This window comes from Streptomyces sp. NPDC015032 (assembly GCF_043080425.1).
Taxonomy (GTDB): domain Bacteria; phylum Actinomycetota; class Actinomycetes; order Streptomycetales; family Streptomycetaceae; genus Streptomyces.
In genome coordinates this window covers 55,971-77,695 of sequence record NZ_JBIBVN010000020.1, presented here as the reverse complement: position 1 = coordinate 77,695, position 21,725 = coordinate 55,971, and the positions used below count along the sequence as shown (strand labels likewise).

At 70.1% G+C, this 21,725-nt stretch carries 21 protein-coding genes; 18 read left to right on the top strand and 3 right to left on the bottom strand.

The window, feature by feature from the left end:
- Positions 1–169: 169 nt before the first annotated feature.
- The 15 genes from pgsA to ACF08M_RS25455 all read left to right on the top strand — a co-directional run bounded on the left by pgsA (position 170) and on the right by ACF08M_RS25455 (position 15,816).
- Positions 170–853 (top strand): phosphatidylinositol phosphate synthase, encoded by a 684-nt coding sequence (gene pgsA / locus ACF08M_RS25525; RefSeq protein WP_392187598.1) that lies wholly within the window; start codon positions 170–172, stop codon positions 851–853.
- A complete protein-coding gene (locus tag ACF08M_RS25520; RefSeq protein ID WP_392187597.1) occupies positions 850–1,785 on the top strand; it encodes a phosphatidylinositol mannoside acyltransferase in 936 nt (311 codons plus the stop codon). Before pgsA ends, ACF08M_RS25520 begins: the two co-directional genes overlap by 4 nt.
- A complete protein-coding gene (locus ACF08M_RS25515; protein ID WP_392187596.1) occupies positions 1,782–2,990 on the top strand; it encodes a glycosyltransferase family 4 protein in 1,209 nt (402 codons plus the stop codon). The genes ACF08M_RS25520 and ACF08M_RS25515 overlap by 4 nt, the downstream gene beginning before the upstream one ends.
- A gap of 411 nt (positions 2,991–3,401) precedes the next feature.
- Positions 3,402–3,899 (top strand): hypothetical protein, encoded by a 498-nt coding sequence (locus ACF08M_RS25510; protein WP_392187650.1) that lies wholly within the window; start codon positions 3,402–3,404, stop codon positions 3,897–3,899.
- Between the two features lie 175 nt (positions 3,900–4,074).
- Positions 4,075–4,995, top strand: a complete 921-nt coding sequence (gene pdxS / locus ACF08M_RS25505; RefSeq protein ID WP_392187595.1) for a pyridoxal 5'-phosphate synthase lyase subunit PdxS — start codon at positions 4,075–4,077, stop codon at positions 4,993–4,995.
- 6 nt (positions 4,996–5,001) lie between these two features.
- Positions 5,002–5,595 carry a pyridoxal 5'-phosphate synthase glutaminase subunit PdxT gene (gene pdxT / locus ACF08M_RS25500; RefSeq protein WP_266745124.1) on the top strand — a complete coding sequence of 198 codons (594 nt, stop codon included), beginning with the start codon at positions 5,002–5,004 and terminating at the stop codon, positions 5,593–5,595.
- Positions 5,596–5,656: 61 nt separating this feature from the next.
- Positions 5,657–6,409, top strand: coding sequence for a YebC/PmpR family DNA-binding transcriptional regulator (locus ACF08M_RS25495; RefSeq protein ID WP_376562061.1), 753 nt, complete (start codon positions 5,657–5,659; stop codon positions 6,407–6,409).
- Positions 6,410–6,533: 124 nt separating this feature from the next.
- The gene (gene ruvC / locus ACF08M_RS25490) at positions 6,534–7,109 is read left to right on the top strand and encodes a crossover junction endodeoxyribonuclease RuvC (RefSeq protein ID WP_392187594.1); all 576 of its coding nucleotides are present in this window, start codon (positions 6,534–6,536) and stop codon (positions 7,107–7,109) included.
- Entirely contained in the window at positions 7,106–7,732 is a 627-nt protein-coding gene (gene ruvA, locus ACF08M_RS25485; RefSeq protein WP_392187593.1) for a Holliday junction branch migration protein RuvA, read from the top strand. The genes ruvC and ruvA overlap by 4 nt, the downstream gene beginning before the upstream one ends.
- An 88-nt stretch (positions 7,733–7,820) precedes the next feature.
- On the top strand, positions 7,821–8,894 hold the full coding sequence (gene ruvB, locus ACF08M_RS25480) for a Holliday junction branch migration DNA helicase RuvB (protein ID WP_392187592.1): 1,074 nt from the start codon (positions 7,821–7,823) through the stop codon (positions 8,892–8,894).
- A gap of 166 nt (positions 8,895–9,060) precedes the next feature.
- Positions 9,061–9,549: a preprotein translocase subunit YajC gene (gene yajC / locus ACF08M_RS25475; protein WP_392187591.1), complete on the top strand. Its 489-nt coding sequence runs from the start codon at positions 9,061–9,063 to the stop codon at positions 9,547–9,549.
- 146 nt (positions 9,550–9,695) lie between these two features.
- Entirely contained in the window at positions 9,696–11,417 is a 1,722-nt protein-coding gene (secD, locus tag ACF08M_RS25470; protein ID WP_392187590.1) for a protein translocase subunit SecD, read from the top strand.
- Between the two features lies 1 nt (position 11,418).
- Positions 11,419–12,522, top strand: a complete 1,104-nt coding sequence (secF, locus tag ACF08M_RS25465) for a protein translocase subunit SecF (RefSeq protein WP_392187589.1) — start codon at positions 11,419–11,421, stop codon at positions 12,520–12,522.
- Positions 12,519–13,073 carry an adenine phosphoribosyltransferase gene (locus ACF08M_RS25460; RefSeq protein ID WP_392187588.1) on the top strand — a complete coding sequence of 185 codons (555 nt, stop codon included), beginning with the start codon at positions 12,519–12,521 and terminating at the stop codon, positions 13,071–13,073. Before secF ends, ACF08M_RS25460 begins: the two co-directional genes overlap by 4 nt.
- Before the next feature lie 232 nt (positions 13,074–13,305).
- Complete coding sequence (locus tag ACF08M_RS25455; RefSeq protein WP_392187649.1) at positions 13,306–15,816, top strand: RelA/SpoT family protein; 2,511 nt, start codon at positions 13,306–13,308, stop codon at positions 15,814–15,816.
- Positions 15,817–16,100: 284 nt separating this feature from the next.
- Here ACF08M_RS25455 and ACF08M_RS25450 read toward each other — a convergent pair whose 3' ends face one another.
- Positions 16,101–17,330 carry a DUF349 domain-containing protein gene (locus ACF08M_RS25450; protein ID WP_392187587.1) on the bottom strand — a complete coding sequence of 410 codons (1,230 nt, stop codon included), beginning with the start codon at positions 17,328–17,330 and terminating at the stop codon, positions 16,101–16,103.
- A gap of 201 nt (positions 17,331–17,531) precedes the next feature.
- Positions 17,532–18,311: a peptidylprolyl isomerase gene (locus tag ACF08M_RS25445; RefSeq protein WP_392187586.1), complete on the bottom strand. Its 780-nt coding sequence runs from the start codon at positions 18,309–18,311 to the stop codon at positions 17,532–17,534.
- Between the two features lie 148 nt (positions 18,312–18,459).
- Between ACF08M_RS25445 and ACF08M_RS25440 the strand changes: the two genes are divergently transcribed.
- Both ACF08M_RS25440 and hisS read left to right on the top strand, forming a co-directional pair.
- Positions 18,460–19,146 carry an MBL fold metallo-hydrolase gene (locus tag ACF08M_RS25440; protein WP_392187585.1) on the top strand — a complete coding sequence of 229 codons (687 nt, stop codon included), beginning with the start codon at positions 18,460–18,462 and terminating at the stop codon, positions 19,144–19,146.
- Between the two features lie 13 nt (positions 19,147–19,159).
- Positions 19,160–20,422 (top strand): histidine--tRNA ligase, encoded by a 1,263-nt coding sequence (gene hisS, locus ACF08M_RS25435; RefSeq protein ID WP_392187584.1) that lies wholly within the window; start codon positions 19,160–19,162, stop codon positions 20,420–20,422.
- 70 nt (positions 20,423–20,492) lie between these two features.
- Here the strand turns inward: hisS and ACF08M_RS25430 are convergent, their stop codons facing one another.
- Positions 20,493–20,624 (bottom strand): hypothetical protein, encoded by a 132-nt coding sequence (locus tag ACF08M_RS25430; protein ID WP_392187583.1) that lies wholly within the window; start codon positions 20,622–20,624, stop codon positions 20,493–20,495.
- Positions 20,625–21,075: 451 nt separating this feature from the next.
- On the opposite strand from ACF08M_RS25430, the gene ACF08M_RS25425 reads away from it, so the two are divergent.
- Positions 21,076–21,711 carry a vitamin K epoxide reductase family protein gene (locus ACF08M_RS25425; protein ID WP_392187582.1) on the top strand — a complete coding sequence of 212 codons (636 nt, stop codon included), beginning with the start codon at positions 21,076–21,078 and terminating at the stop codon, positions 21,709–21,711.
- The last annotated feature ends 14 nt before the right edge of the window (positions 21,712–21,725 follow it).

The following is a 21,725-nucleotide window of genomic DNA, read 5'->3' as shown; positions in this document are numbered from 1 at the left end:
GGCGACGCCCGCGGTATTTCGAGCTTTGCACTCACACCGGGTCGCGTCCATACGTCGGGCGCCGCCGCGCGCGGCCGGGTGCCCGGAGGGTGGAGTCCGGCGGGCGTGACTACGATGGGCCAGCCGGTGGCCGAAGGGGCCGCTCGGCCCACCGACCCTCGGGAAGGCCATGCTGAACAAGTACGCGCGTGCATTTTTTACGCGTGTCCTCACACCGTTCGCCGCACTGTTGCTCCGTCTCGGCGTGAGCCCTGACGCGGTCACTCTGACCGGTACGGCCGGGGTGATGGCAGGTGCGCTGGTCTTCTTCCCCATGGGGGAGTTCTTCTGGGGCACGATCGTCATCACGATCTTCGTCTTCTCCGACCTCATCGACGGCAACATGGCCCGGCAGGCCGGTATCTCCAGCCGCTGGGGCGCGTTCCTGGATTCCACCCTGGACCGGGTCGCCGACGGGGCGATCTTCGGTGGATTCGCGCTCTGGTACGCGGGCAAGGGCGACGACAACGTGCTGTGCGCGGTCGCGATCTTCTGCCTGGCGAGCGGCCAGGTGGTCTCGTACACCAAGGCGCGCGGCGAGTCGATCGGACTGCCGGTCGCGGTCAACGGGCTCGTGGAGCGCGCCGAGCGACTGGTGATCTCGCTGGTCGCGGCCGGTTTGGCGGGGCTTCACACATTCGGTGTCCCCGGGATCCAGGTCCTGCTGCCGATCGCGCTGTGGATCGTCGCCGCGGGCAGCCTGGTGACGCTCGTGCAGCGGGTCGTGACCGTACGCCGCGAGTCCGCCGAGGCCGACGCCGCCGACGCCGCCGAGGCAGCCGCCGCGGACCGGGGGAGGGGGGCCGCGCAGTGAGCGGCGCACCGGGTGCCGCGCGCAGCGGCCTGCGGGACCGGCTGACCGACGGGCTGTACGGGCTCGGCTGGGCCGCCGTGAAGAAGCTCCCCGAGCCGGCCGCCCGGACGCTCTTCCGCACCATCGCCGACCAGGCGTGGAAACGGCGGGGCAAGGGCGTTCTGCGGCTGGAGGCGAATCTGGCGCGGGTCGTGCCCGGGGCGTCCCCGGCCCGGCTCGCCGCGCTCTCCAAGGCCGGGATGCGCTCGTACATGCGCTACTGGATGGAGTCGTTCCGGCTGCCCACCTGGAGCCCGGCGCGGATCAAGGCGTCGATAGAAGTGACGGACGCGCACCGGCTGACCGAGGGCCTGGGCACCGGCCGCGGCGTCATCCTCGCCCTGCCGCACCTGGGTAACTGGGACCTGGCGGGAGCCTGGGTCACCACCGATCTCCAGGTGCCCTTCACCACGGTCGCCGAGCGGCTCAAGCCGGAGACGCTGTACGACCGGTTCGTGGCCTACCGCGAGGGGCTCGGCATGGAGGTCCTGCCGCACAGCGGCGGCGCCGCCTTCGGCACCCTGGCCCGGCGGCTGCGCGCGGGCGGCCTGGTCTGTCTGGTCGCCGACCGCGACCTGTCGGCATCCGGCGTCGAGGTGACGTTCTTCGGCGACACCGCGCGCATGCCCGCGGGACCGGCACTGCTGGCCCAGCAGACCGGGGCACTGCTGCTGCCGGTGATGCTCCATTACGACGAGACGCCCGTGATGAAGGCGCGTATCCATCCGCCGGTCGAGGTGCCGGAGTCGGGGAGCCGTACGGAGAAGACGTCCTCGATGACGCAGGCGCTCGCCGATGCCTTCGCCGTCGGGATCGCCGACCACCCGGAGGACTGGCACATGCTGCAGCGGCTCTGGTCGGCCGATCTGGAGAACCGGGAGGACCGGCCGTGAAGATCGGCATCGTGTGCCCGTACTCCTGGGACGTCCCGGGCGGTGTGCAGTTCCACATCCGCGACCTGGCCGAACACCTGATCCGTCTGGGGCATCAGGTCTCGGTGCTGGCGCCCGCCGACGACGAGACACCGCTGCCGCCGTACGTGGTCTCGGCGGGCCGTGCCGTGCCCGTCCCGTACAACGGCTCCGTGGCCCGGCTGAACTTCGGCTTCCTCTCGGCCGCCCGGGTGCGCCGCTGGCTGCACGACGGCACCTTCGACGTGATCCACATCCATGAGCCGACGTCGCCGTCGCTGGGGCTGCTCGCCTGCTGGGCCGCGCAGGGGCCGATCGTCGCCACGTTCCACACCTCCAACCCGCGCTCCCGGGCCATGATCGCCGCGTACCCGATCCTGCAGCCCGCGCTGGAGAAGATCAGTGCGCGCATCGCGGTCAGCGAGTACGCGCGGCGGACCCTGGTCGAGCACCTCGGCGGTGATGCGGTCGTCATCCCGAACGGGGTCGATGTCGGCTTCTTCGCCGGAGCCGAGCCCAGGGCCGAGTGGCAATCGGAGGGAGCGCGAAGCTCGGTCGAGGGCGGTGGTGGGGGGCAGGAGGGCGGCACCATCGGCTTCATCGGGCGCATCGACGAGCCCCGCAAGGGCCTGCCCGTCCTGATGAGGGCGCTGCCCGCGATCCTCGCCGCCCGTCCGGGCACCAGGCTGCTGGTGGCGGGCCGTGGCGACGAGGAGGAGGCGGTCGCCTCGCTGCCCGCAAAGATGCGCGGGCGCGTCGAATTCCTCGGCATGGTGAGCGACGAGGACAAGGCGCGGCTGCTGCGCAGCGTCGATGTGTACGTCGCGCCCAACACGGGCGGCGAGAGTTTCGGGATCATCCTGGTCGAGGCGATGTCGGCCGGCGCGCCGGTCCTCGCCAGCGACCTGGACGCGTTCGCGCAGGTGCTTGATCTGGGCGCCGCGGGCGAGCTGTTCGCCAATGAGGACGCGGACGCGCTGGCGGCGGCGGCGGTCCGGCTGCTCGGCGACCCGGAGCGGCGTGCGGAGCTGCGCGAGCGGGGAGCCGCACACGTGCGGCGCTTCGACTGGTCGACGGTCGGGGCCGACATCCTCGCGGTGTACGAGACGGTGACGGACGGCGCGGCGTCGGTGGCCGCCGACGAACGCACGGGCCTGCGCGCGCGCTTCGGACCGGCGCGGGACTAGGGCCTTTCGTTCGGATCATGCCGGGCTCGCGAGGTCCGGCGTGATCCGAACGAAAGGTCCCGAGGTCCGGCGTGATCCGAACGAGAGGTCCCAGGGACGTTCGCCGGGCCGGGGGCGCGGCGCCCGGCGGACAAGGCCGCGGCGCAGCCGGAACGGCTGGACAGCCCCGCTGCGAGGGTGCTCCGGCGTGTTGCGGCGCACCGGACCGGGTGCCCCGACCGGCCGGACGGACCCCGCCCCGGACCCCGGTCTCCGGACGGTGCCCCGACCGGCGTCCCACCCAGCGCTGGGGCGGCGGTCCGGATGCCCCGCCCCGGGCCGGGCGGCCGCACCGTCCGCGCCTCGGCGGTAGCCTTGCCGCCCGTGATCGAAACCCTCATCTGGATCGCCGTCGCGATCGTCGCGATCGGTATGTACCTCAGCTGGACCGCCGGACGGCTGGACCGGCTGCACGCCCGCATCGACGCCGCTCGCGCGGCCCTCGACGCGCAGCTCCTGCGTCGCGCCTCGGTCACCCAGGAACTGGCCACATCGGGTGTTCTCGACCCGGCAGCCTCCATCGTGCTGTACGAGGCCGCGCACGCCGCCCGCCAGGCGGAGGAGGAACACCGCGAGGTCGCGGAGAGCGAGCTGAGCACCGCCCTGCGGGCGGTCTTCGGCGAGACGGCGCAGGTGGAGACCGTGAAGGAGATCCCCGGCGGCGAGGAGGCGGCGTCCGAACTCGCCGCGGCCGTACGCCGGGTCCCGATGGCCCGGCGGTTCCACAACGACGCGGTGCGCGCGGCGCGTGCGCTGCGCAGGCACCGTACCGTGCGGTGGTTCCGGCTGGCCGGGCACGCTCCGTTCCCACTCGCCTTCGAGATGGACGACGAACCGCCGGTCGCCCTGGCGGACCGCCCCGTCAGCTGATCCGCCGGCTCAGCTCGCACACGTGCGTGAGCGGGGTCACAACCCGTCCCGTACGCGTTCAAAACGATCCACCGGCCTCCCATTGGCCCTTGCTGTGGACTGGTCCCGAAGAGTTTGCTCACCACTGCACCCGATCGGTGCTCCCAGCAACTCTTTCTCCGAGTGAGGTCGATCCGTGTCCACGCTTCCCACCACCCCGCAGTCCGCCGACTCCCCGGCCACCGGCACCGCCCGCGTCAAGCGAGGCATGGCCGAGCAGCTCAAGGGCGGCGTGATCATGGACGTCGTCAATGCCGAGCAGGCGAAGATCGCCGAGGACGCGGGCGCCGTGGCCGTCATGGCCCTGGAACGGGTGCCGGCCGACATCCGCAAGGACGGCGGCGTGGCCCGGATGTCGGACCCGAACATGATCGAGGAGATCATCGAGGCCGTCTCCATCCCGGTGATGGCGAAGTCCCGGATCGGGCACTTCGTCGAGGCCCAGGTCCTCCAGTCCCTCGGTGTCGACTACATCGACGAGTCCGAGGTCCTCACCCCGGCCGACGAGGTCAACCACAGCGACAAGTTCGCTTTCACCACCCCGTTCGTCTGCGGCGCCACCAACCTGGGCGAGGCCCTGCGCCGTATCGCCGAGGGCGCGGCCATGATCCGGTCGAAGGGCGAGGCCGGCACCGGAAACGTCGTCGAGGCCGTCCGTCACCTGCGCCAGATCAAGAACGAGATCGCCCGGCTGCGCGGCTACGACAACAACGAGCTGTACGCCGCCGCCAAGGACCTCCGCGCCCCGTACGAGCTGGTCAAGGAGGTCGCCGAGCTCGGCAAGCTGCCCGTCGTGCTGTTCTCCGCGGGCGGCGTCGCCACCCCCGCCGACGCCGCGCTGATGCGCCAGCTGGGTGCCGAGGGCGTCTTCGTCGGTTCCGGCATCTTCAAGTCCGGCGACCCGGCCAAGCGCGCCGCCGCCATCGTGAAGGCCACCACCTTCTACGACGACCCGAAGATCATCGCGGACGCCTCCCGGAACCTGGGCGAGGCCATGGTCGGCATCAACTGCGACACCCTGCCCGAGGCCGAGCGCTACGCCAACCGCGGCTGGTAGTCCCTGATGAGCGACACCCCTGTGATCGGAGTCCTGGCTCTCCAGGGCGACGTACGGGAACACCTGATCGCCCTGGCCTCGGCGGACGCCCTGGCCAGGCCGGTCCGGCGGCCCGAGGAACTCGCCGAGGTCGACGGCCTGGTCATTCCCGGCGGCGAGTCCACCACGATGTCCAAACTGGCTGCCCTGTTCGGCATGCTGGAACCGCTGCGCGAGCGGGTCCGGGACGGAATGCCGGTCTACGGCACCTGCGCCGGAATGATCCTGCTCGCCGACAAGATCCTCGACCCGCGCGCGGGCCAGGAGACGGTCGGCGGGATCGACATGATCGTGCGCCGTAACGCCTTCGGGCGACAGAACGAGTCCTTCGAGGCGGCCGTGGAGGTGGCCGGCATCGAGGGCGGCCCGGTCGAGGGTGTGTTCATCCGCGCCCCGTGGGTGGAGTCGGTCGGAGCGCGGGCCGAGGTGGTGGCGGAGCATGGCGGTCACATCGTCGCCGTACGCCAGGGGAACGCCCTGGCGACGTCCTTCCATCCCGAACTGACCGGGGACCACCGGGTTCACGCCTTGTTCGTGGACATGGTGCGCGCAGTCGGCTGACTCGATCCCGGTAGGATCTCTCGGGTTCGAATCGATTTTGGTGACGCGAAGGAGAAGGCAGATGTCCGGCCACTCTAAATGGGCTACGACGAAGCACAAGAAGGCCGTGATCGATGCCAAGCGCGGCAAACTCTTCGCGAAGCTGATCAAGAACATCGAGGTTGCCGCGCGCACCGGCGGTGTGGACCCTGATGGAAATCCGACCCTTGTGGACGCGATCCAGAAGGCCAAGAAGAGCTCCGTACCGAACAAGAACATCGACTCCGCGGTCAAGCGCGGTGGCGGTCTCGAAGCGGGCGGCGTCGACTACCAGACGATCATGTACGAGGGTTATGGCCCGAACGGTGTCGCGGTGCTCATCGAGTGCCTGACCGACAACCGCAACCGTGCCGCCTCCGACGTGCGTGTCGCCATGACCCGCAACGGCGGTTCGATGGCCGACCCGGGTTCGGTCTCGTACCTCTTCAACCGCAAGGGCGTCGTGATCGTCCCCAAGGGCGAGCTGACCGAGGACGACGTCCTGGATGCCGTCCTGGACGCGGGCGCCGAGGAGGTCAACGACCTCGGTGAGAATTACGAGGTCGTCAGCGAGGCCACCGACATGGTCGCGGTCCGTACCGCGCTCCAGCAGGCCGGCATCGACTACGACTCCGCCGAGGCCAACTTCCTGCCCACCATGCAGGTCGAGCTGGACGAGGAGGGCGCGCGCAAGATCTTCAAGCTGATCGACGCGCTGGAGGACAGCGACGACGTGCAGAACGTCTTCGCCAACTTCGACGTCTCGGACGAGGTCATGGAGAAGGTCGACGCCTGAGCCGGCATCGGCACAGCCTTCAGGGACGGGCCGACGGGGACACACCCCGTCGGCCCGTCGCATTGTCAGTGCGAGCCGATAGCCTGCGGGAACAGTTGACCGATCGGTACGGAGGGGGCGCCCCATGCGGGTACTCGGCGTCGACCCGGGGCTGACCCGGTGCGGTGTAGGCGTCGTCGAGGGCGTCGCCGGGCGGCCCCTGACGATGCTCGGTGTCGGCGTCGTCCGCACCCCGGCCGACGCCGAGCTCGGCCACCGGCTGGTCGCCATCGAGCGCGGCATCGAGGCATGGCTCGACGAGCACCGGCCCGAATGCGTGGCCGTGGAGCGGGTGTTCAGCCAGCACAACGTCCGTACGGTGATGGGTACCGCCCAGGCCAGCGCGGTCGCCATGCTCTGCGCGTCCCGCCGTGGCATACCGGTCGCCCTGCACACCCCCAGCGAGGTCAAGGCGGCCGTCACCGGCAGTGGCCGGGCCGACAAGGCGCAGGTCGGTGCCATGGTCACCCGGCTGCTGAGGCTCGACGCCCCGCCGAAACCGGCCGACGCGGCCGACGCCCTCGCGCTCGCCATCTGCCACATCTGGCGCGCGCCCGCCGTCAACCGCCTCCAGCAGGCACACGCGGCAGCCGCCGTGGCGGCCCGCACCCCGCGCGTTCCCCGTACACCCGCAGTTCCCGTCCGGAAGGTCCCCCGATGATCGCCTTCGTCAGCGGCCCCGTCGCCGCGCTCGCCCCGACCACGGCCGTGATCGAGGTCGGCGGCATCGGCATGGCCGTCCAGTGCACACCGAACACCCTGGCCGGCCTCCGGATCGGCCAGGAGGCCAGGCTCGCCACCTCCCTCGTCGTACGGGAGGACTCGCTTACCCTCTACGGCTTCGCCGACGACGACGAGCGGCAGGTCTTCGAGCTGCTCCAGACCGCCAGCGGAGTCGGTCCCCGGCTGGCCCAGGCCATGCTCGCCACCCATACGCCGGACGCCCTGCGGATCGCGGTCGCCACCGGCGACGAGAAGGCGCTCACCGCCGTCTCCGGCATCGGCAAGAAGGGCGCGCAGAAGCTCCTCCTCGAACTGAAGGACAGACTCGGCGAGCCGGTCGGCGCACAGATCGGCCGACAGGGCATCGGCACAGCCGTCACCTCCTCCTGGCGCGATCAGCTGCAGGCAGCCCTGATCGGTCTCGGCTATGCCACCCGCGAGGCCGACGAAGCGGTCACCGCGGTCACCCCGCAGGCAGAGGCGGCACTGGCCGAGGGCGGGCAGGCACCCGTGCCGCAGCTGCTGCGCGCCGCGCTGCAGACCCTCAACCGCGCGCGCTGAGCGGAGCGCGACACCCCGGGGACACCGACACTCCGACGCCGGGCCGGGCACCGCACGGCACCGAAACACCCGAGGCGGGACAGACTGAATGAACTGGGACGAGACCGGACCCGACACCGACGAGCGTCTCGACGAGCGCCTTGTCGACGCCGACGCGGACGGCGAGGACACCGCGGTCGAAGCGGCGCTGCGGCCGAAGGACCTCGACGAATTCGTCGGCCAGGAGAAGGTGCGCGAGCAGCTGGATCTGGTCCTCAAGGCGGCCAGGGCCCGCGGCGCCACCGCCGACCACGTCCTGCTCTCCGGCGCCCCCGGCCTCGGCAAGACCACCCTTTCCATGATCATCGCGGCCGAGATGGGCGCGCCGATCCGGATCACCTCGGGCCCCGCCATCCAGCACGCGGGTGATCTCGCCGCGATTCTCTCCTCGCTCCAGGAGGGTGAGGTCCTCTTCCTCGACGAGATCCACCGCATGTCGCGGCCCGCCGAGGAGATGCTCTACATGGCGATGGAGGACTTCCGGGTCGACGTCATCGTCGGCAAGGGGCCCGGCGCCACCGCCATCCCGCTGGAACTGCCGCCCTTCACCCTGGTCGGGGCCACCACCAGGGCCGGCCTGCTGCCGCCCCCGCTGCGCGACCGCTTCGGCTTCACCGGGCACATGGAGTTCTACGCGCCCACCGAACTGGAACGCGTCATCCACCGCTCCGCCCGCCTGCTCGACGTGGCGATAGACACGGACGGCGCCGCCGAGATCGCCGGGCGCTCCCGCGGCACCCCCCGGATCGCCAACCGGCTGCTGCGCCGCGTCCGGGACTACGCCCAGGTCAAGGCCGACGGGCGGATCGACCGCGCCGTCGCCTCCGCGGCCCTCGGGGTGTACGAGGTCGACGCGCGCGGTCTCGACCGGCTGGACCGGGCGGTGCTCGGCGCCCTGCTGAAGCTCTTCGGCGGGGGGCCCGTCGGGCTGTCGACCCTCGCGGTGGCCGTGGGAGAGGAGCGCGAAACGGTCGAGGAGGTCGCTGAGCCCTTCCTGGTCCGGGAGGGGCTGCTGGCCAGGACTCCGCGGGGGCGCGTCGCGACACCCGCGGCCTGGGCCCACCTCGGCCTCGTGCCTCCGCAGCACGGCGGAAAGGGACAACAGGGCCTGTTCGGGGCGTGATGGGTCACAGGTTCACCCGGACAGGAACCACCGAGCGATGTCGGGCGTTGTTCCATCGATGCGGACTCGCTTAGACTCCGCCGATGCCGCCCTTACAGGTCGGTGTACCCACCCCCGTAGACCAGGCCGCCCTCCACAGTGCGGTCGTGCGAAGGAAACTCGTCCCGTGAATCCCGTGACTCTCCTCCCCTTCATCGTGCTCATCGGGGCCATGTTCCTGATGACGCGGTCCGCCAAGAAGAAGCAGGCGGCCGCCGCCCAGATGCGCAATGAGATGCAGCCCGGCACCGGCGTCCGGACGATCGGGGGCATGTACGCCACCGTCAAGGAGCTTCACGACGACACGGTTCTCCTTGAGATCGCGCCCGGCGTCCACGCCGTCTACGCCAAGAACGCCATCGGCGCCGTCCTCGACGACGCCGAGTACAACCGCATCGTCCACGGCGACGACGACGAGAACGCCCTGGACATCGACGGCGCGGTCGTGCCGGACGACGCCTCCTCGCTGACCGGGGCCGACGCCGACGAGGACACCTCGGACGACGCGAAGATCGACCTGGGCAAGAAGGCCGACGCCGACGACGCCGAGCCGACGGACGCCGAGCCCGGCAAGAAGTCCGAGGGCAAGACCGACGGCGAGGCCGACGCGAAGTAACCCACGACCCGGGGATGCCATGAGCCCACCGGCATCCGGCACTCCCCGGACCGTGCGATCTTCTGCGGGGGCGGGTCCCCACTACACTTCGTGGCCGCTTGGGCGCGTACCCGGCGCGGGGCGGTTGGACAGGGAGAAACGAGAAGGTGGCAGCACCGAAGAAGAGCCGGGGGCCGGCCGGCGGTCAGGGCAGGCCGGGGCGTTCCCTGGCTCTGATCCTGATCGCCATGGTCGCGCTCACCGGCGGGATGTTCCTGGCTGATCAGCCGGCCCCACGTCTGGGCATCGACCTGGCGGGCGGCACGTCCATCACGCTCGAGGCGAAGAGCGAGCCGGGCCAGGAATCGGCGATCAACAAGACCAACATGGACACGGCGGTCCAGATCATGGAACGCCGTGTCAATGGTCTGGGTGTCTCCGAGGCCGAGGTCCAGACGCAGGGCGATCGCAACATCATCGTCAACATCCCCAAGGGCACGAATTCCGCCCAGGCCCGTGAGCAGGTCGGTACGACCGCCAAGCTCTACTTCCGGCCGGTGCTGACCGTCGCCCAGGGCACGCCCACGCCGACGCCCGACGCAACGTCGTCCGGCAAGCCCAGCCCGGGCGCCTCGGCGGGGGCCGACGGAAAGGCGAAGCCGAGCGCGAGCGCCACCACCCAGGGCCGCGCGGTCACCGACGGCCTCAAGGCCGATTCCTCGCCCACCCCGGGGGCGAGCAACACCCCGAAGGCGGACACCCCGCCGTCGGCACCCGCCGCCGACAAGGCTGCCGCCGCCAAGCTGAAGAAGCAGTTCGAGGAGCTCGACTGCTCCAGCAAGGCCTCCCGGTCCAAGGCCGCCCAGGGCGCCACGCCGACCGACGCGGTCGTCGCGTGCAGTTCCGAGGGCGACGCCAAGTACATTCTGGGCCCGGCCGAGGTGTCCGGCACCGAGGTCGACAACGCCAAGGCCGGCTTCGATCAGCAGCGCGGCATGTGGCTCGTCAACATGGAGTTCACCAAGAAGGGCTCCAAGGAATTCCAGACGATCACGAAGAAGCTCTCCGCGCAGCCGTCCCCGCAGAACCAGTTCGCCATCGCCCTGGACGGCGAGGTCGTCTCCGCCCCCCAGGTGAACACGACGCTCAGCGGCAGCGCCGAGATCTCCGGCAGCTTCACCCAGCAGTCCGCCGAGGACCTGGCCAACGTGCTCTCCTACGGTGCGCTCCCGCTCTCGTTCAAGGAGCAGAGCGTCACCACCGTCACCGCCGCGCTCGGTGGCGAGCAGCTCCGGGCCGGCCTGATCGCCGGTGCCATCGGTCTGGCCCTGGTCGTCATCTACCTGGTGGCCTACTACCGCGGCCTTGCGTTCATCGCGCTCCTGAGCCTGCTGGCCTCCGGCATCCTGACCTACACGCTCATGTCGCTGCTCGGCCCGGCCATCGGCTTCGCGCTGAACCTCCCGGCGGTCTGCGGCGCCATCGTGGCCATCGGCATCACCGCGGACTCCTTCATCGTGTACTTCGAGAGGATCCGCGACGAGATCCGCGAGGGCCGTACGCTCCGCCCGGCCGTCGCGCGTGCCTGGCCGCGTGCCCGGCGCACCATCCTGGTCTCCGACTTCGTGTCGTTCCTCGCTGCCGCGGTGCTCTTCGTGGTCACCGTCGGCAAGGTCCAGGGCTTCGCGTTCACGCTGGGGCTCACCACCCTGCTCGACGTGGTCGTGGTCTTCCTCTTCACCAAGCCCGTCATGACGCTGCTGGCCCGGACGAAGTTCTTCTCCAGCGGTCACCCGTGGTCCGGACTGGACCCGAAGCGGCTCGGCGCCAAGCCGCCGCTGCGCCGCTCGCGCCGTGTCAACGCCCCCACTGACCCGAAGGAGGCGTGAGATGTCGCGACTCGGCAATCTCGGCGCCCGTCTCTACCGAGGCGAGGTCGGCTACGACTTCATCGGCAAGCGCAAGATCTGGTACGGGATCTCGATCCTGATCACCATCACGGCCATCGTCGGCCTCGCGGTCAGCGGCCTGAACATGGGCATCGAGTTCAAGGGCGGCGCGGTCTTCACCACCACGAAGACGAGTGTCAGCGTCGCTCACGCGGAGGACCTGGCCACGGAGGCCTCCGGTCACCAGGCGATCGTCCAGAAGCTCGGCAACGGCGGTCTGCGCATCCAGATCAGCGAGGTCGACACCGCGAAGTCCGACCAGATCAAGAACCAGCTCTCCAAGGACCTCGACGTCCCGACCGAGAAGATCGCCGCCGACCTGGTCGGCCCCAGCTGGGGTGAGCAGATCGCCAACAAGGCCTGGACCGGCCTCGGCATCTTCATGGTCCTGGTCGTGATCTACCTGGCCATCGCCTTCGAGTGGCGCATGGCCATTGCGGCCCTGGTCGCGCTGATCCACGACATCACCATCACGGTCGGTGTCTACGCCCTCGTCGGCTTCGAGGTCACCCCGGGCACCGTGATCGGTCTGCTGACCATCCTCGGTTACTCCCTCTACGACACGGTTGTCGTCTTCGACAGCCTCAGGGAGAGCACGGACGGCATCACCAAGCAGACCCGGTGGACGTACAGCGAGATCGCCAACCGTTCGATCAACGGCACCCTGGTCCGCTCCATCAACACCACGGTCGTGGCCCTGCTCCCCGTCGCCGGTCTGCTCTTCATCGGCGGCGGCGTCCTCGGCGCCGGCATGCTGAACGACATCTCGCTGTCGCTGTTCGTCGGCCTCGCCGCCGGTGCGTACTCCTCGATCTTCATCGCCACCCCGCTCGTCGCCGACCTCAAGGAACGCGACCCGCAGATGAAGGCCCTGAAGAAGCGGATCCTCGCCAAGCGTGCGGCAGCCGCCGCCAAGGGTGACTCCGCCGAGGACGAGCAGCCGGACGACGGCTTCCCGGTGGACGCCGCACCGGCCGCCGCGGTCGTCGGCCAGCGCCAGCAGCCCCCCAGGGGCCACGGCCGGACCCCGGGGAACCGTCGATGACCAGCAGCACCACCGGGACCACCCGCGAGCTTCTGCTCAGCCGGATCCGCGATGTGCCGGACTACCCCAAGCCGGGAGTGATGTTCAAGGACATCACCCCGCTGCTCGCGGACCCGACGGCGTTCACGGCCCTCACCGAGACCCTGGCGGAACTCTGTGTACGCCACGGCGCCACGAAGGTCGTCGGCCTCGAGGCGCGCGGTTTCATCCTGGCCGCCCCGGTCGCGATCCGGGCCGGGCTCGGCTTCGTACCCGTCCGCAAGGCCGGGAAGCTGCCGGGAGCCACGCTCAGCCAGGCGTACGAGCTGGAGTACGGCACCGCCGAGATCGAGGTCCACGCGGAGGACCTGTCCGCCGACGACCGGATCATGGTCATCGACGACATTCTCGCGACCGGTGGCACCGCCGAGGCCTCGCTGGAACTGATCCGGCGTGCCGGCGCCGAGGTCGCGGGCGTCGCGGTTCTCATGGAGCTCGGATTCCTGCCCGGGCGCGCCCGTCTGGAGCAGGGCCTGCGCGGCGCCCCGCTGGAGGTTCTGATCACGGTCTGAGCGGCAGCGGACCGTACGTGGCAACGGCTCATGTGCGAAGGACGGGCATCCGGGAACAACCGGGTGCCCGTCCCGCGTTGTGAGGGGTCTCACGGTCCCCGGGGGAGGACCGGCCACAGGGTCGATACGATGGCCTTTCCGGGTATCCGGATTCGCACGAGGAGCGCTCTTGCCAGACGAGGCCCAGCCAGTCGCCGCCCCGCAGCCCGACAAGCCCGCGGCGGCCTCAGCCATGCCCGGGAAGAAGCAGCCCGCGCAGAAGCCGAAGCCCCCGGCACCCGAGCCCGGTGCGGGCGCGGCGCCGGCCGGTGCGGCGGTGCTGCGGCCCGCCCCCGCCTCGCCCGCGCAGCCGACTGCCCCCGCCTCCCCGGCCGCGTCCGCCCCGAAGCCCCCGGCGAAGCCCGCCGTCCGGCCCGTCACCCCGGCGGCTCCCATGACCCGCTCCGGCGGCTCCTCCAATCGGGTCCGGGCCAGGCTCGCCCGCCTCGGTGTGCAGCGCTCCAGCCCGTACAACCCGGTGCTCGAACCGCTGCTGCGCATCGTCCGCAGCAACGACGCCAAGATCGAGACGGCCACGCTGCGCCAGATCGAGCGCGCCTACCAGGTCGCCGAGCGCTGGCACCGCGGCCAGAAGCGCAAGAGCGGCGACCCCTACATCACGCACCCGCTGGCCGTCACGACGATCCTCGCCGAGCTCGGCATGGACCCGGCGACGCTCATGGCCGGGCTGCTGCACGACACGGTCGAGGACACCGAGTACGGCCTGGACACCCTGCGACGGGACTTCGGCGACCAGGTCGCCCTGCTGGTCGACGGTGTCACCAAGCTGGACAAGGTCAAGTTCGGCGAGGCCGCGCAGGCCGAGACCGTGCGCAAGATGGTCGTCGCCATGGCCAAGGACCCCCGGGTCCTGGTCATCAAGCTCGCCGACCGCCTGCACAACATGCGCACCATGCGCTACCTCAAGCGGGAGAAGCAGGAGAAGAAGGCCCGCGAGACGCTTGAGATCTATGCCCCGCTGGCACATCGCCTGGGCATGAACACCATCAAGTGGGAGCTGGAGGATCTCGCCTTCGCGATCCTCTACCCCAAGATGTACGACGAGATCGTCCGCCTCGTCGCCGAGCGCGCGCCCAAACGCGACGAGTACCTCGCCATAGTGACCGACGAGGTCCAGGCCGACCTCCGAGCCGCCCGGATCAAGGCCACCGTCACGGGGCGGCCGAAGCACTACTACAGCGTCTACCAGAAGATGATCGTGCGGGGCCGGGACTTCGCCGAGATCTACGACCTGGTGGGCATCAGGGTCCTCGTCGACACCGTCCGCGACTGCTACGCGGCGCTCGGCACCGTCCACGCGCGATGGAATCCGGTACCCGGCCGGTTCAAGGACTACATCGCGATGCCCAAGTTCAACATGTACCAGTCGCTGCACACCACGGTGATCGGCCCCAGCGGCAAGCCCGTCGAGCTGCAGATCCGTACGTTCGACATGCACCGGCGCGCCGAGTACGGCATCGCCGCGCACTGGAAGTACAAGCAGGAGGCCGTCGCGGGCGCCTCCAAGGTGCGCACCGACGTACCCAAGAACACCGGCCGCGGCCAGGACACCGTCAACGACATGGCGTGGCTGCGCCAGCTCCTGGACTGGCAGAAGGAGACCGAGGACCCCAGCGAGTTCCTGGAGTCCCTGCGCTTCGACCTCTCCCGCAACGAGGTCTTCGTCTTCACTCCCAAGGGCGACGTCATAGCGCTCCCCGCGGGTGCGACGCCGGTCGACTTCGCATACGCCGTGCATACGGAGGTCGGCCACCGGACCATAGGGGCACGGGTCAACGGGCGGCTCGTCCCGCTCGAATCGACCCTCGACAACGGCGACCTGGTGGAGGTCTTCACCTCCAAGGCGGCCGGCGCCGGCCCGTCCCGGGACTGGCTGGGCTTCGTCAAGTCGCCCCGCGCCCGCAACAAGATCCGCGCCTGGTTCTCCAAGGAGCGCCGCGACGAGGCGATCGAACAGGGCAAGGACGCGATCGCGCGCGCCATGCGCAAGCAGAACCTGCCGATCCAGCGCATCCTGACCGGCGACTCCCTGGTCACCCTCGCCCATGAGATGCGCTATCCCGACATCTCGTCGCTGTACGCGGCAATCGGCGAGGGCCATGTGGCCGCCGCCGGCGTCGTACAGAAACTCGTCCAGGCGCTCGGTGGCGAGGACGCCGCCAACGAGGACATCGCGGAGAGCTCGCCGCCCTCGCGCAGCCGCAGCAAGCGCCGCTCCAACGCCGATCCCGGTGTGGTCGTCAAGGGCGTCGAGGACGTCTGGGTCAAACTGGCCCGCTGCTGCACGCCCGTCCCCGGCGACCCGATCATCGGCTTCGTCACCCGCGGCAGCGGCGTCTCCGTGCACCGTGCCGACTGCGTCAACGTCGACTCGCTGTCGCAGCAGCCCGAGCGGATCCTGGACGTCGAATGGGCACCGACCCAGTCCTCGGTCTTCCTGGTCGCCATCCAGGTCGAGGCGCTGGACCGGTCGCGGCTGCTGTCGGACGTCACACGCGTCCTGTCCGACCAGCACGTCAACATCCTGTCGGCGGCCGTCCAGACCTCTCGGGACCGGGTGGCCACCTCGCGCTTCACCTTCGAGATGGGCGACCCGAAGCACCTGGGACACGTACTGAAGGCGGTGCGGGGTGTGGAGGGCGTCTACGACGTCTACCGCGTCACCTCCGCCCGCAGGCCCTGAGGGCCTGTCGGGTGACCTCTGATCGGGCGGCCACGCCCTGGCACGCACGCTTCCCGCGTTGCCGGAATGCCCAAGTAGCTCCTTCCCCAAGCTCTCGGCTTCGTTCGAGCAGGGGAGACCCCATCCCAGGACATCCCGGCGCCTTGGAATCGCACGCACCAGACCGCGTCCGCTACCCGATCGAAGGTCACCCGACAGGCCCTGACCGGCGACTGCGCGCACACGAGAGGCCCCCTGCACACGTCCCTCGGGACGCGTGCAGGGGGCCTCGTCACAACAGCTGATCAGCCGCCGAATTCCTCCAGGCCCTTCAGCGCCTGGTCCAGCAGTGCCTGTCGGCCTTCGAGCTCCTTGGCCAGCTTGTCGGCCCGGGCGTTGTTGCCCGAGGCGCGGGCCGTGTCGATCTGCGTACGCAGCTTGTCGACGGCCGCCTGCAGCTGACCGGTCAGACCCGCGGCGCGCGCACGCGCCTCCGGATTCGTCCGGCGCCACTCCGACTCCTCGGCCTCCTGGAGGGCCCGCTCCACGGCGTGCATCCGCCCCTCGACCTTCGGGCGGGCGTCACGCGGCACATGGCCGATGGCCTCCCAGCGCTCGTTGACGGCCCGGAACGCGGCCCTGGCCGCCTTCAGGTCCTTCACCGGCACCAGCTTCTCGGCCTCGGCCGCGAGTTCCTCCTTGAGCTTGAGGTTCTCGCCCTGCTCCGCGTCCCGTTCGGCGAACACCTCGCCGCGGGCGGCGAAGAAGACGTCCTGGGCACCGCGGAAGCGGTTCCACAGATCGTCCTCGGCCTCGCGCTGGGCGCGGCCGGCCGCCTTCCACTCCGTCATCAGGTCGCGATAACGGGCGGCCGTGGCTCCCCAGTCCGTGGAACCGGACAGTGACTCGGCCTCCGCGACCAGCTTCTCCTTGGCCTTGCGGGCCTCCTCGCGCTGGGCGTCCAGCGAGGCGAAGTGGGCCTTGCGGCGCTTGGAGAACGCCGAGCGGGCATGCGAGAAGCGGTGCCACAACTCGTCGTCGGACTTGCGGTCGAGCCGTGGGAGGCCCTTCCACGTGTCCACGAGCGCGCGGAGCCGCTCGCCCGCGGAGCGCCACTGCTCGCTCCGCGCCAGCTCCTCCGCCTCGGCGACCAGCGCCTCCTTGGCGTGCTTCGCCTCGTCGGTCTGCTTTGCCTTCTGGGCCTTGCGCTCCTCGCGCCGCGACTCGACCGTCGTGCCCAGCGCGTCGAGCCGCTTGCGCAGCGCGTCGAGGTCACCGACGGCGTGATGCTCGTCCACCTGCAGACGCAGATGCTCGATGGCGGTCGTCGCGTCCTTCGCCGACAGGTCGGTGGTCTTCACCCGCCGTTCGAGGAGGCCGATCTCGACCACAATGCCCTCGTACTTGCGCTCGAAGTAGGCCAGAGCCTCCTCGGGGGAACCCGCCTGCCACGATCCGACGACCTGCTCGCCATCGGCTGTACGCACGTACACGGTGCCTGTCTCATCGACACGGCCCCACGGGTCGCTGCTCACAGCGCCTCCTCCACCTGATGCCCGCGAGGGGGTTCGCCCCCCTGGCATCGTCCACAGTTTCCTGGGGCGGGCAGCGCCCGCCCTGCACAACGCCAATCTAGGCGACCGGCCGCCCGGCTGTCCGCACTCAGCGCGGCTCAAAATATTCCGGCCCGCGCTTCGCCGCCATCACCGGACGGCCGGGTCCGGCCGCCCCGGCCGTCACGACTCCGCGACGGCGGCCTTCGAGATGTCCACGGCCTTCTTCGGCGCACCGTCGGCCGCGCCGCCGGCCACCCCCGCCGCACCGATGTCCTTGACGGCCTTCAGCGAGGCGTCGTCCATCGTGCCGAACGGGGTGTAGGCGGGCGGAAGCTTGCTGTCCTTGTACACCAGGAAGAACTGGCTGCCGCCGGTGTGCGCCTGGCCGGTGTTCGCCATCGCCACGGTGCCCGCCGGGTAGGTCACCGTGCCGTCCTTGCCCGCCTTGCCCAGCGCGGTCAGGTTCTCGTCCGGAATGGTGTAGCCGGGGCCGCCCGTGCCGTCGCCCTTGGGATCACCGCACTGCAGCACGAAGATGCCCTGTGTGGTCAGCCGGTGGCACTTCGTGCTGTCGAAGAAGCCCTTGTCGGCCAGCGACTTGAACGAGTTCGTGGTGTGCGGGGTCTTCGCCGCGTCCATCGTGAACGCGATGTCGCCCTGGCTCGTCTTGATCGACATCGTGTACTTCGACTTCTTGTCGATCTTCATCGCGGGCTCGGGAGTGCTGCTCTCGCTCTCCGACGGCGAAGGCGTGGGGCTCTTGCTCGCGGCCGCGTCGTTCTTGTCGTCGCCGTCGAGGGCGATATACGTACCCACCCCGATGACCGCCACCACGGCCACCGCGGACGCGATGACGACCGTCAGCCGCCTGGTCCTGCGGCGGGCCTCCTCCCGGCGCTGCTGCTGCCGCTCGAACTTCTCCCTGGCGAGCTGCCGCCGCCGCTGATCGCTGCTGACCACCGGGTGATCTCCTTGTAGGTCGTGTGATGGGGCCTGGGCTGCCCGTACCGTATCTGGGTTAGCTGTGGAATGAGGAGCGCCGGTAGGCTCTGAACTGCCGCGACCTTCTCAGTCGCAATCCGCTGTCGGACGACCAGTAAGGACGATCGTGCTCATTGCCGGGTTCCCCGCCGGGGCCTGGGGGACCAACTGTTACCTGGTCGCCCCGGCCGCAGGCGAGGAGTGCGTGATCATCGACCCGGGCCACCAGGCCGCATCCGGAGTCGAGGAAGCACTCAAGAAGCATCGGCTGAAGCCCGTCGCCGTCGTCCTGACCCACGGCCACATCGACCATGTCGCCTCGGTCGTCCCGGTGTGCGGCGCGCACGACGTCCCCGCCTGGATCCATCCGGAGGACCGGTACATGATGAGCGACCCGGAGAAGGCACTCGGCCGCTCCATCGGGATGCCGCTCATGGGTGAGCTGACGGTGGGGGAGCCGGACGACGTCCAGGAACTGAGCGACGGCGCTCTGCTGAAGCTGGCCGGTCTGGAGTTCGGTGTCGCGCATGCGCCCGGCCATACCAAGGGGTCGGTGACGTTCAGGATGCCCGAGGCCGCGGATGTTCCGCAGATCCTCTTCTCGGGCGACCTGCTCTTCGCCGGCTCCGTCGGACGCACCGACCTGCCCGGCGGCGACCACGCCGAGCTGCTCGAGTCGCTGGCGCGTGTGTGCCTGCCGCTCGACGACTCGACCGTGGTGCTGTCCGGCCACGGCCCCCAGACGACCATCGGCCGCGAGCGCGCTTCGAATCCCTACCTGCACGGTATGGACGCGCCCCGACGAGGAATGTGACGAGAGAAAATCCGTGAGCACCTTCAAGGCCCCCAAGGGCACGTACGACCTGACCCCGCCCGACTCCGCGAAGTACCTCGCGGTGCGTGACGCGATCGCCGCACCTCTGAAGAACTCCGGCTACGGCTACATCGAGACCCCCGGTTTCGAGGACGTCGCCCTCTTCTCGCGCGGTGTCGGCGAGTCCACCGACATCGTGACCAAGGAGATGTACACCCTCACCACCAAGGGCGGCTCCCAGCTGGCGCTGCGCCCCGAGGGCACCGCGTCCGTGCTGCGCGCCGCGCTGGAGGCCAACCTCCACAAGCTCGGCAACCTGCCCGTGAAGCTCTGGTACTCCGGCTCGTACTACCGCTACGAGCGCCCCCAGAAGGGCCGTTACCGGCACTTCTCGCAGGTCGGCGCCGAGGCGATCGGCGCCGAGGACCCGGCGCTGGACGCCGAGCTGATCATCCTGGCCGACCAGGCCTACCGCACGTTGGGCCTGCGGAATTTCCGCATCCTGCTCAACTCGCTGGGCGACAAGGAGTGCCGCCCCGTCTACCGGGACGCGCTCCAGGGCTTCCTGCGCGAGCTCGACCTGGACGAGGAGACGCGTCGCCGCATCGAGATCAACCCGCTCCGGGTCCTCGACGACAAGCGGCCCGAGGTGCAGAAGCAGCTGGTCGGCGCCCCGGTGCTGCGCGACTACCTGTGCGACGCCTGCAAGGCGTACCACGAGGAGGTGCGCGACCTGCTCTCCGCGGCCGGTGTGGTGTACGAGGACGACGAGAAGCTCGTCCGCGGCCTCGACTACTACACCCGCACCACCTTCGAGTTCGTCCACGACGGACTCGGCTCGCAGTCCGCGGTGGGCGGCGGCGGCCGTTACGACGGCCTGTCCGAGATGATCGGCGGGCCGGCGCTCCCGTCGGTGGGCTGGGCGCTCGGCGTGGACCGCACGGTGCTCGCGCTGGAGGCGGAGGGCATCGAGCTCGAACTGCCCGCGGCGACCAGTGTCTTCGCGGTACCGCTGGGCGAGGAGGCCCGGCGGGTGCTCTTCGGGATCGTCACGCAACTGCGTCGCGGGGGCGTGGCGGCGGATTTCGCGTACGGAAACCGTGGCCTCAAGGGCGCCATGAAGAGCGCGAACCGTTCGGGCGCCCGGTTCACCCTCGTCGCGGGGGAGCGGGACCTGGCGGAGGGCGTCCTCCAGCTCAAGGACATGGAGTCCGGCGAGCAGACGGCGGTCCTGCTGGCAGACGTGGCGGAGACGATCCGCGAGCGCCTCGCCTAGGGGCTTTGGACCGGATCAGGCCGGATCGGGGAGCGGGGTCCGGTGCTGTGGACCACAGGCCGGGCCACACCTACCGAGGGCGATGCTCGCCGAGGGTGGCCCGGTGGCGCAGCCGTTCGGCACCCGGACCCACCGACGCGATCACGTCCTCGCGGTCGCGGTCGCGCGGCCTGGGGCAGCGGCGGGCTACGGGCGTCACCATGTCGCACACCGTCAACTTGGCGGTTACGGATTCACCCTGCGGGGCGACTCCAATTCGGGCACGCCGACGACGGTCGGCGGACGCCGGGTCCGCACCGAGCGCCGGTCCGGTTCCCTGGTCGCGGCCCCGGTGGTCCTGCGGGGAATTTTGCGGTCGTGCTCTTCCCCGCCCCGTTCGGCCCAAGCATCCCGAACGCCTCGCCCCGCCGGATCCCCGCAGGTCCGGGCCGTCGACCGCGGCTGCTTCGCCCCGGCGCCCGCGCGGTCCGCCCACCGCCACCGCGCATTCGGTCCTGGCCCGGACGGTCCCACGGACCCGCGTGTTCCCCGCCGTCCCAGCCGTCCCTTCGCGAAATGTCACGCACGTCTTTATGTCCATCGAACAGAAGACCAGTGATGCTGTGCGGCACAATGACCGTGCCCAGCAGGCCACTCACTGATGGAACGGCGATATGACGACTGCAGCGGTTGACCACCCCTCCTCCGACCAGGACGAGGAGGGCGGGAAGAGGACCATCGGCGGCAGCCGTGCGTTGGCGCTGCTGCTGGTGATCACGGGCGCTGCCGGACTCCTCGCCGCCTGGGCCATCACGATCGACAAGTTCAAGCTGCTGGAAGACCCCGACTTCACACCGGGATGCAGCCTCAACCCGGTCGTCGCGTGCGGCAACATCATGACGAGCCAGCAGGCGGCCGCCTTCGGTTTCCCGAACCCGATGCTCGGTCTCGCCACCTACTCGGTGATCATCGGCATCGGCCTGGCGCTGCTCGCGGGTGCCCGCTTCCGCAGCTGGTACTGGCTCGGCATGAACGCCGGCACGTTGTTCGGCGTCGGGTTCTGCACCTGGCTCCAGTACCAGTCGCTCTACCAGATCAACTCGCTCTGCCTGTGGTGCTGTCTGGCCTGGGTCGCCACCATCTTCATGTTCTGCTACGTCACCACACACAACATCAAGCACCGGATCCTGCCCGCGCCGAACTGGCTGCGCAACGGGCTGACGGAGTTCCACTGGGTGCCGCCGGTCCTGTGGGTCGGCATCATCGGCATGCTGATCCTGACCCGCTGGTGGGACTTCTGGACCAGCTGACCGGAGCGCCGCTG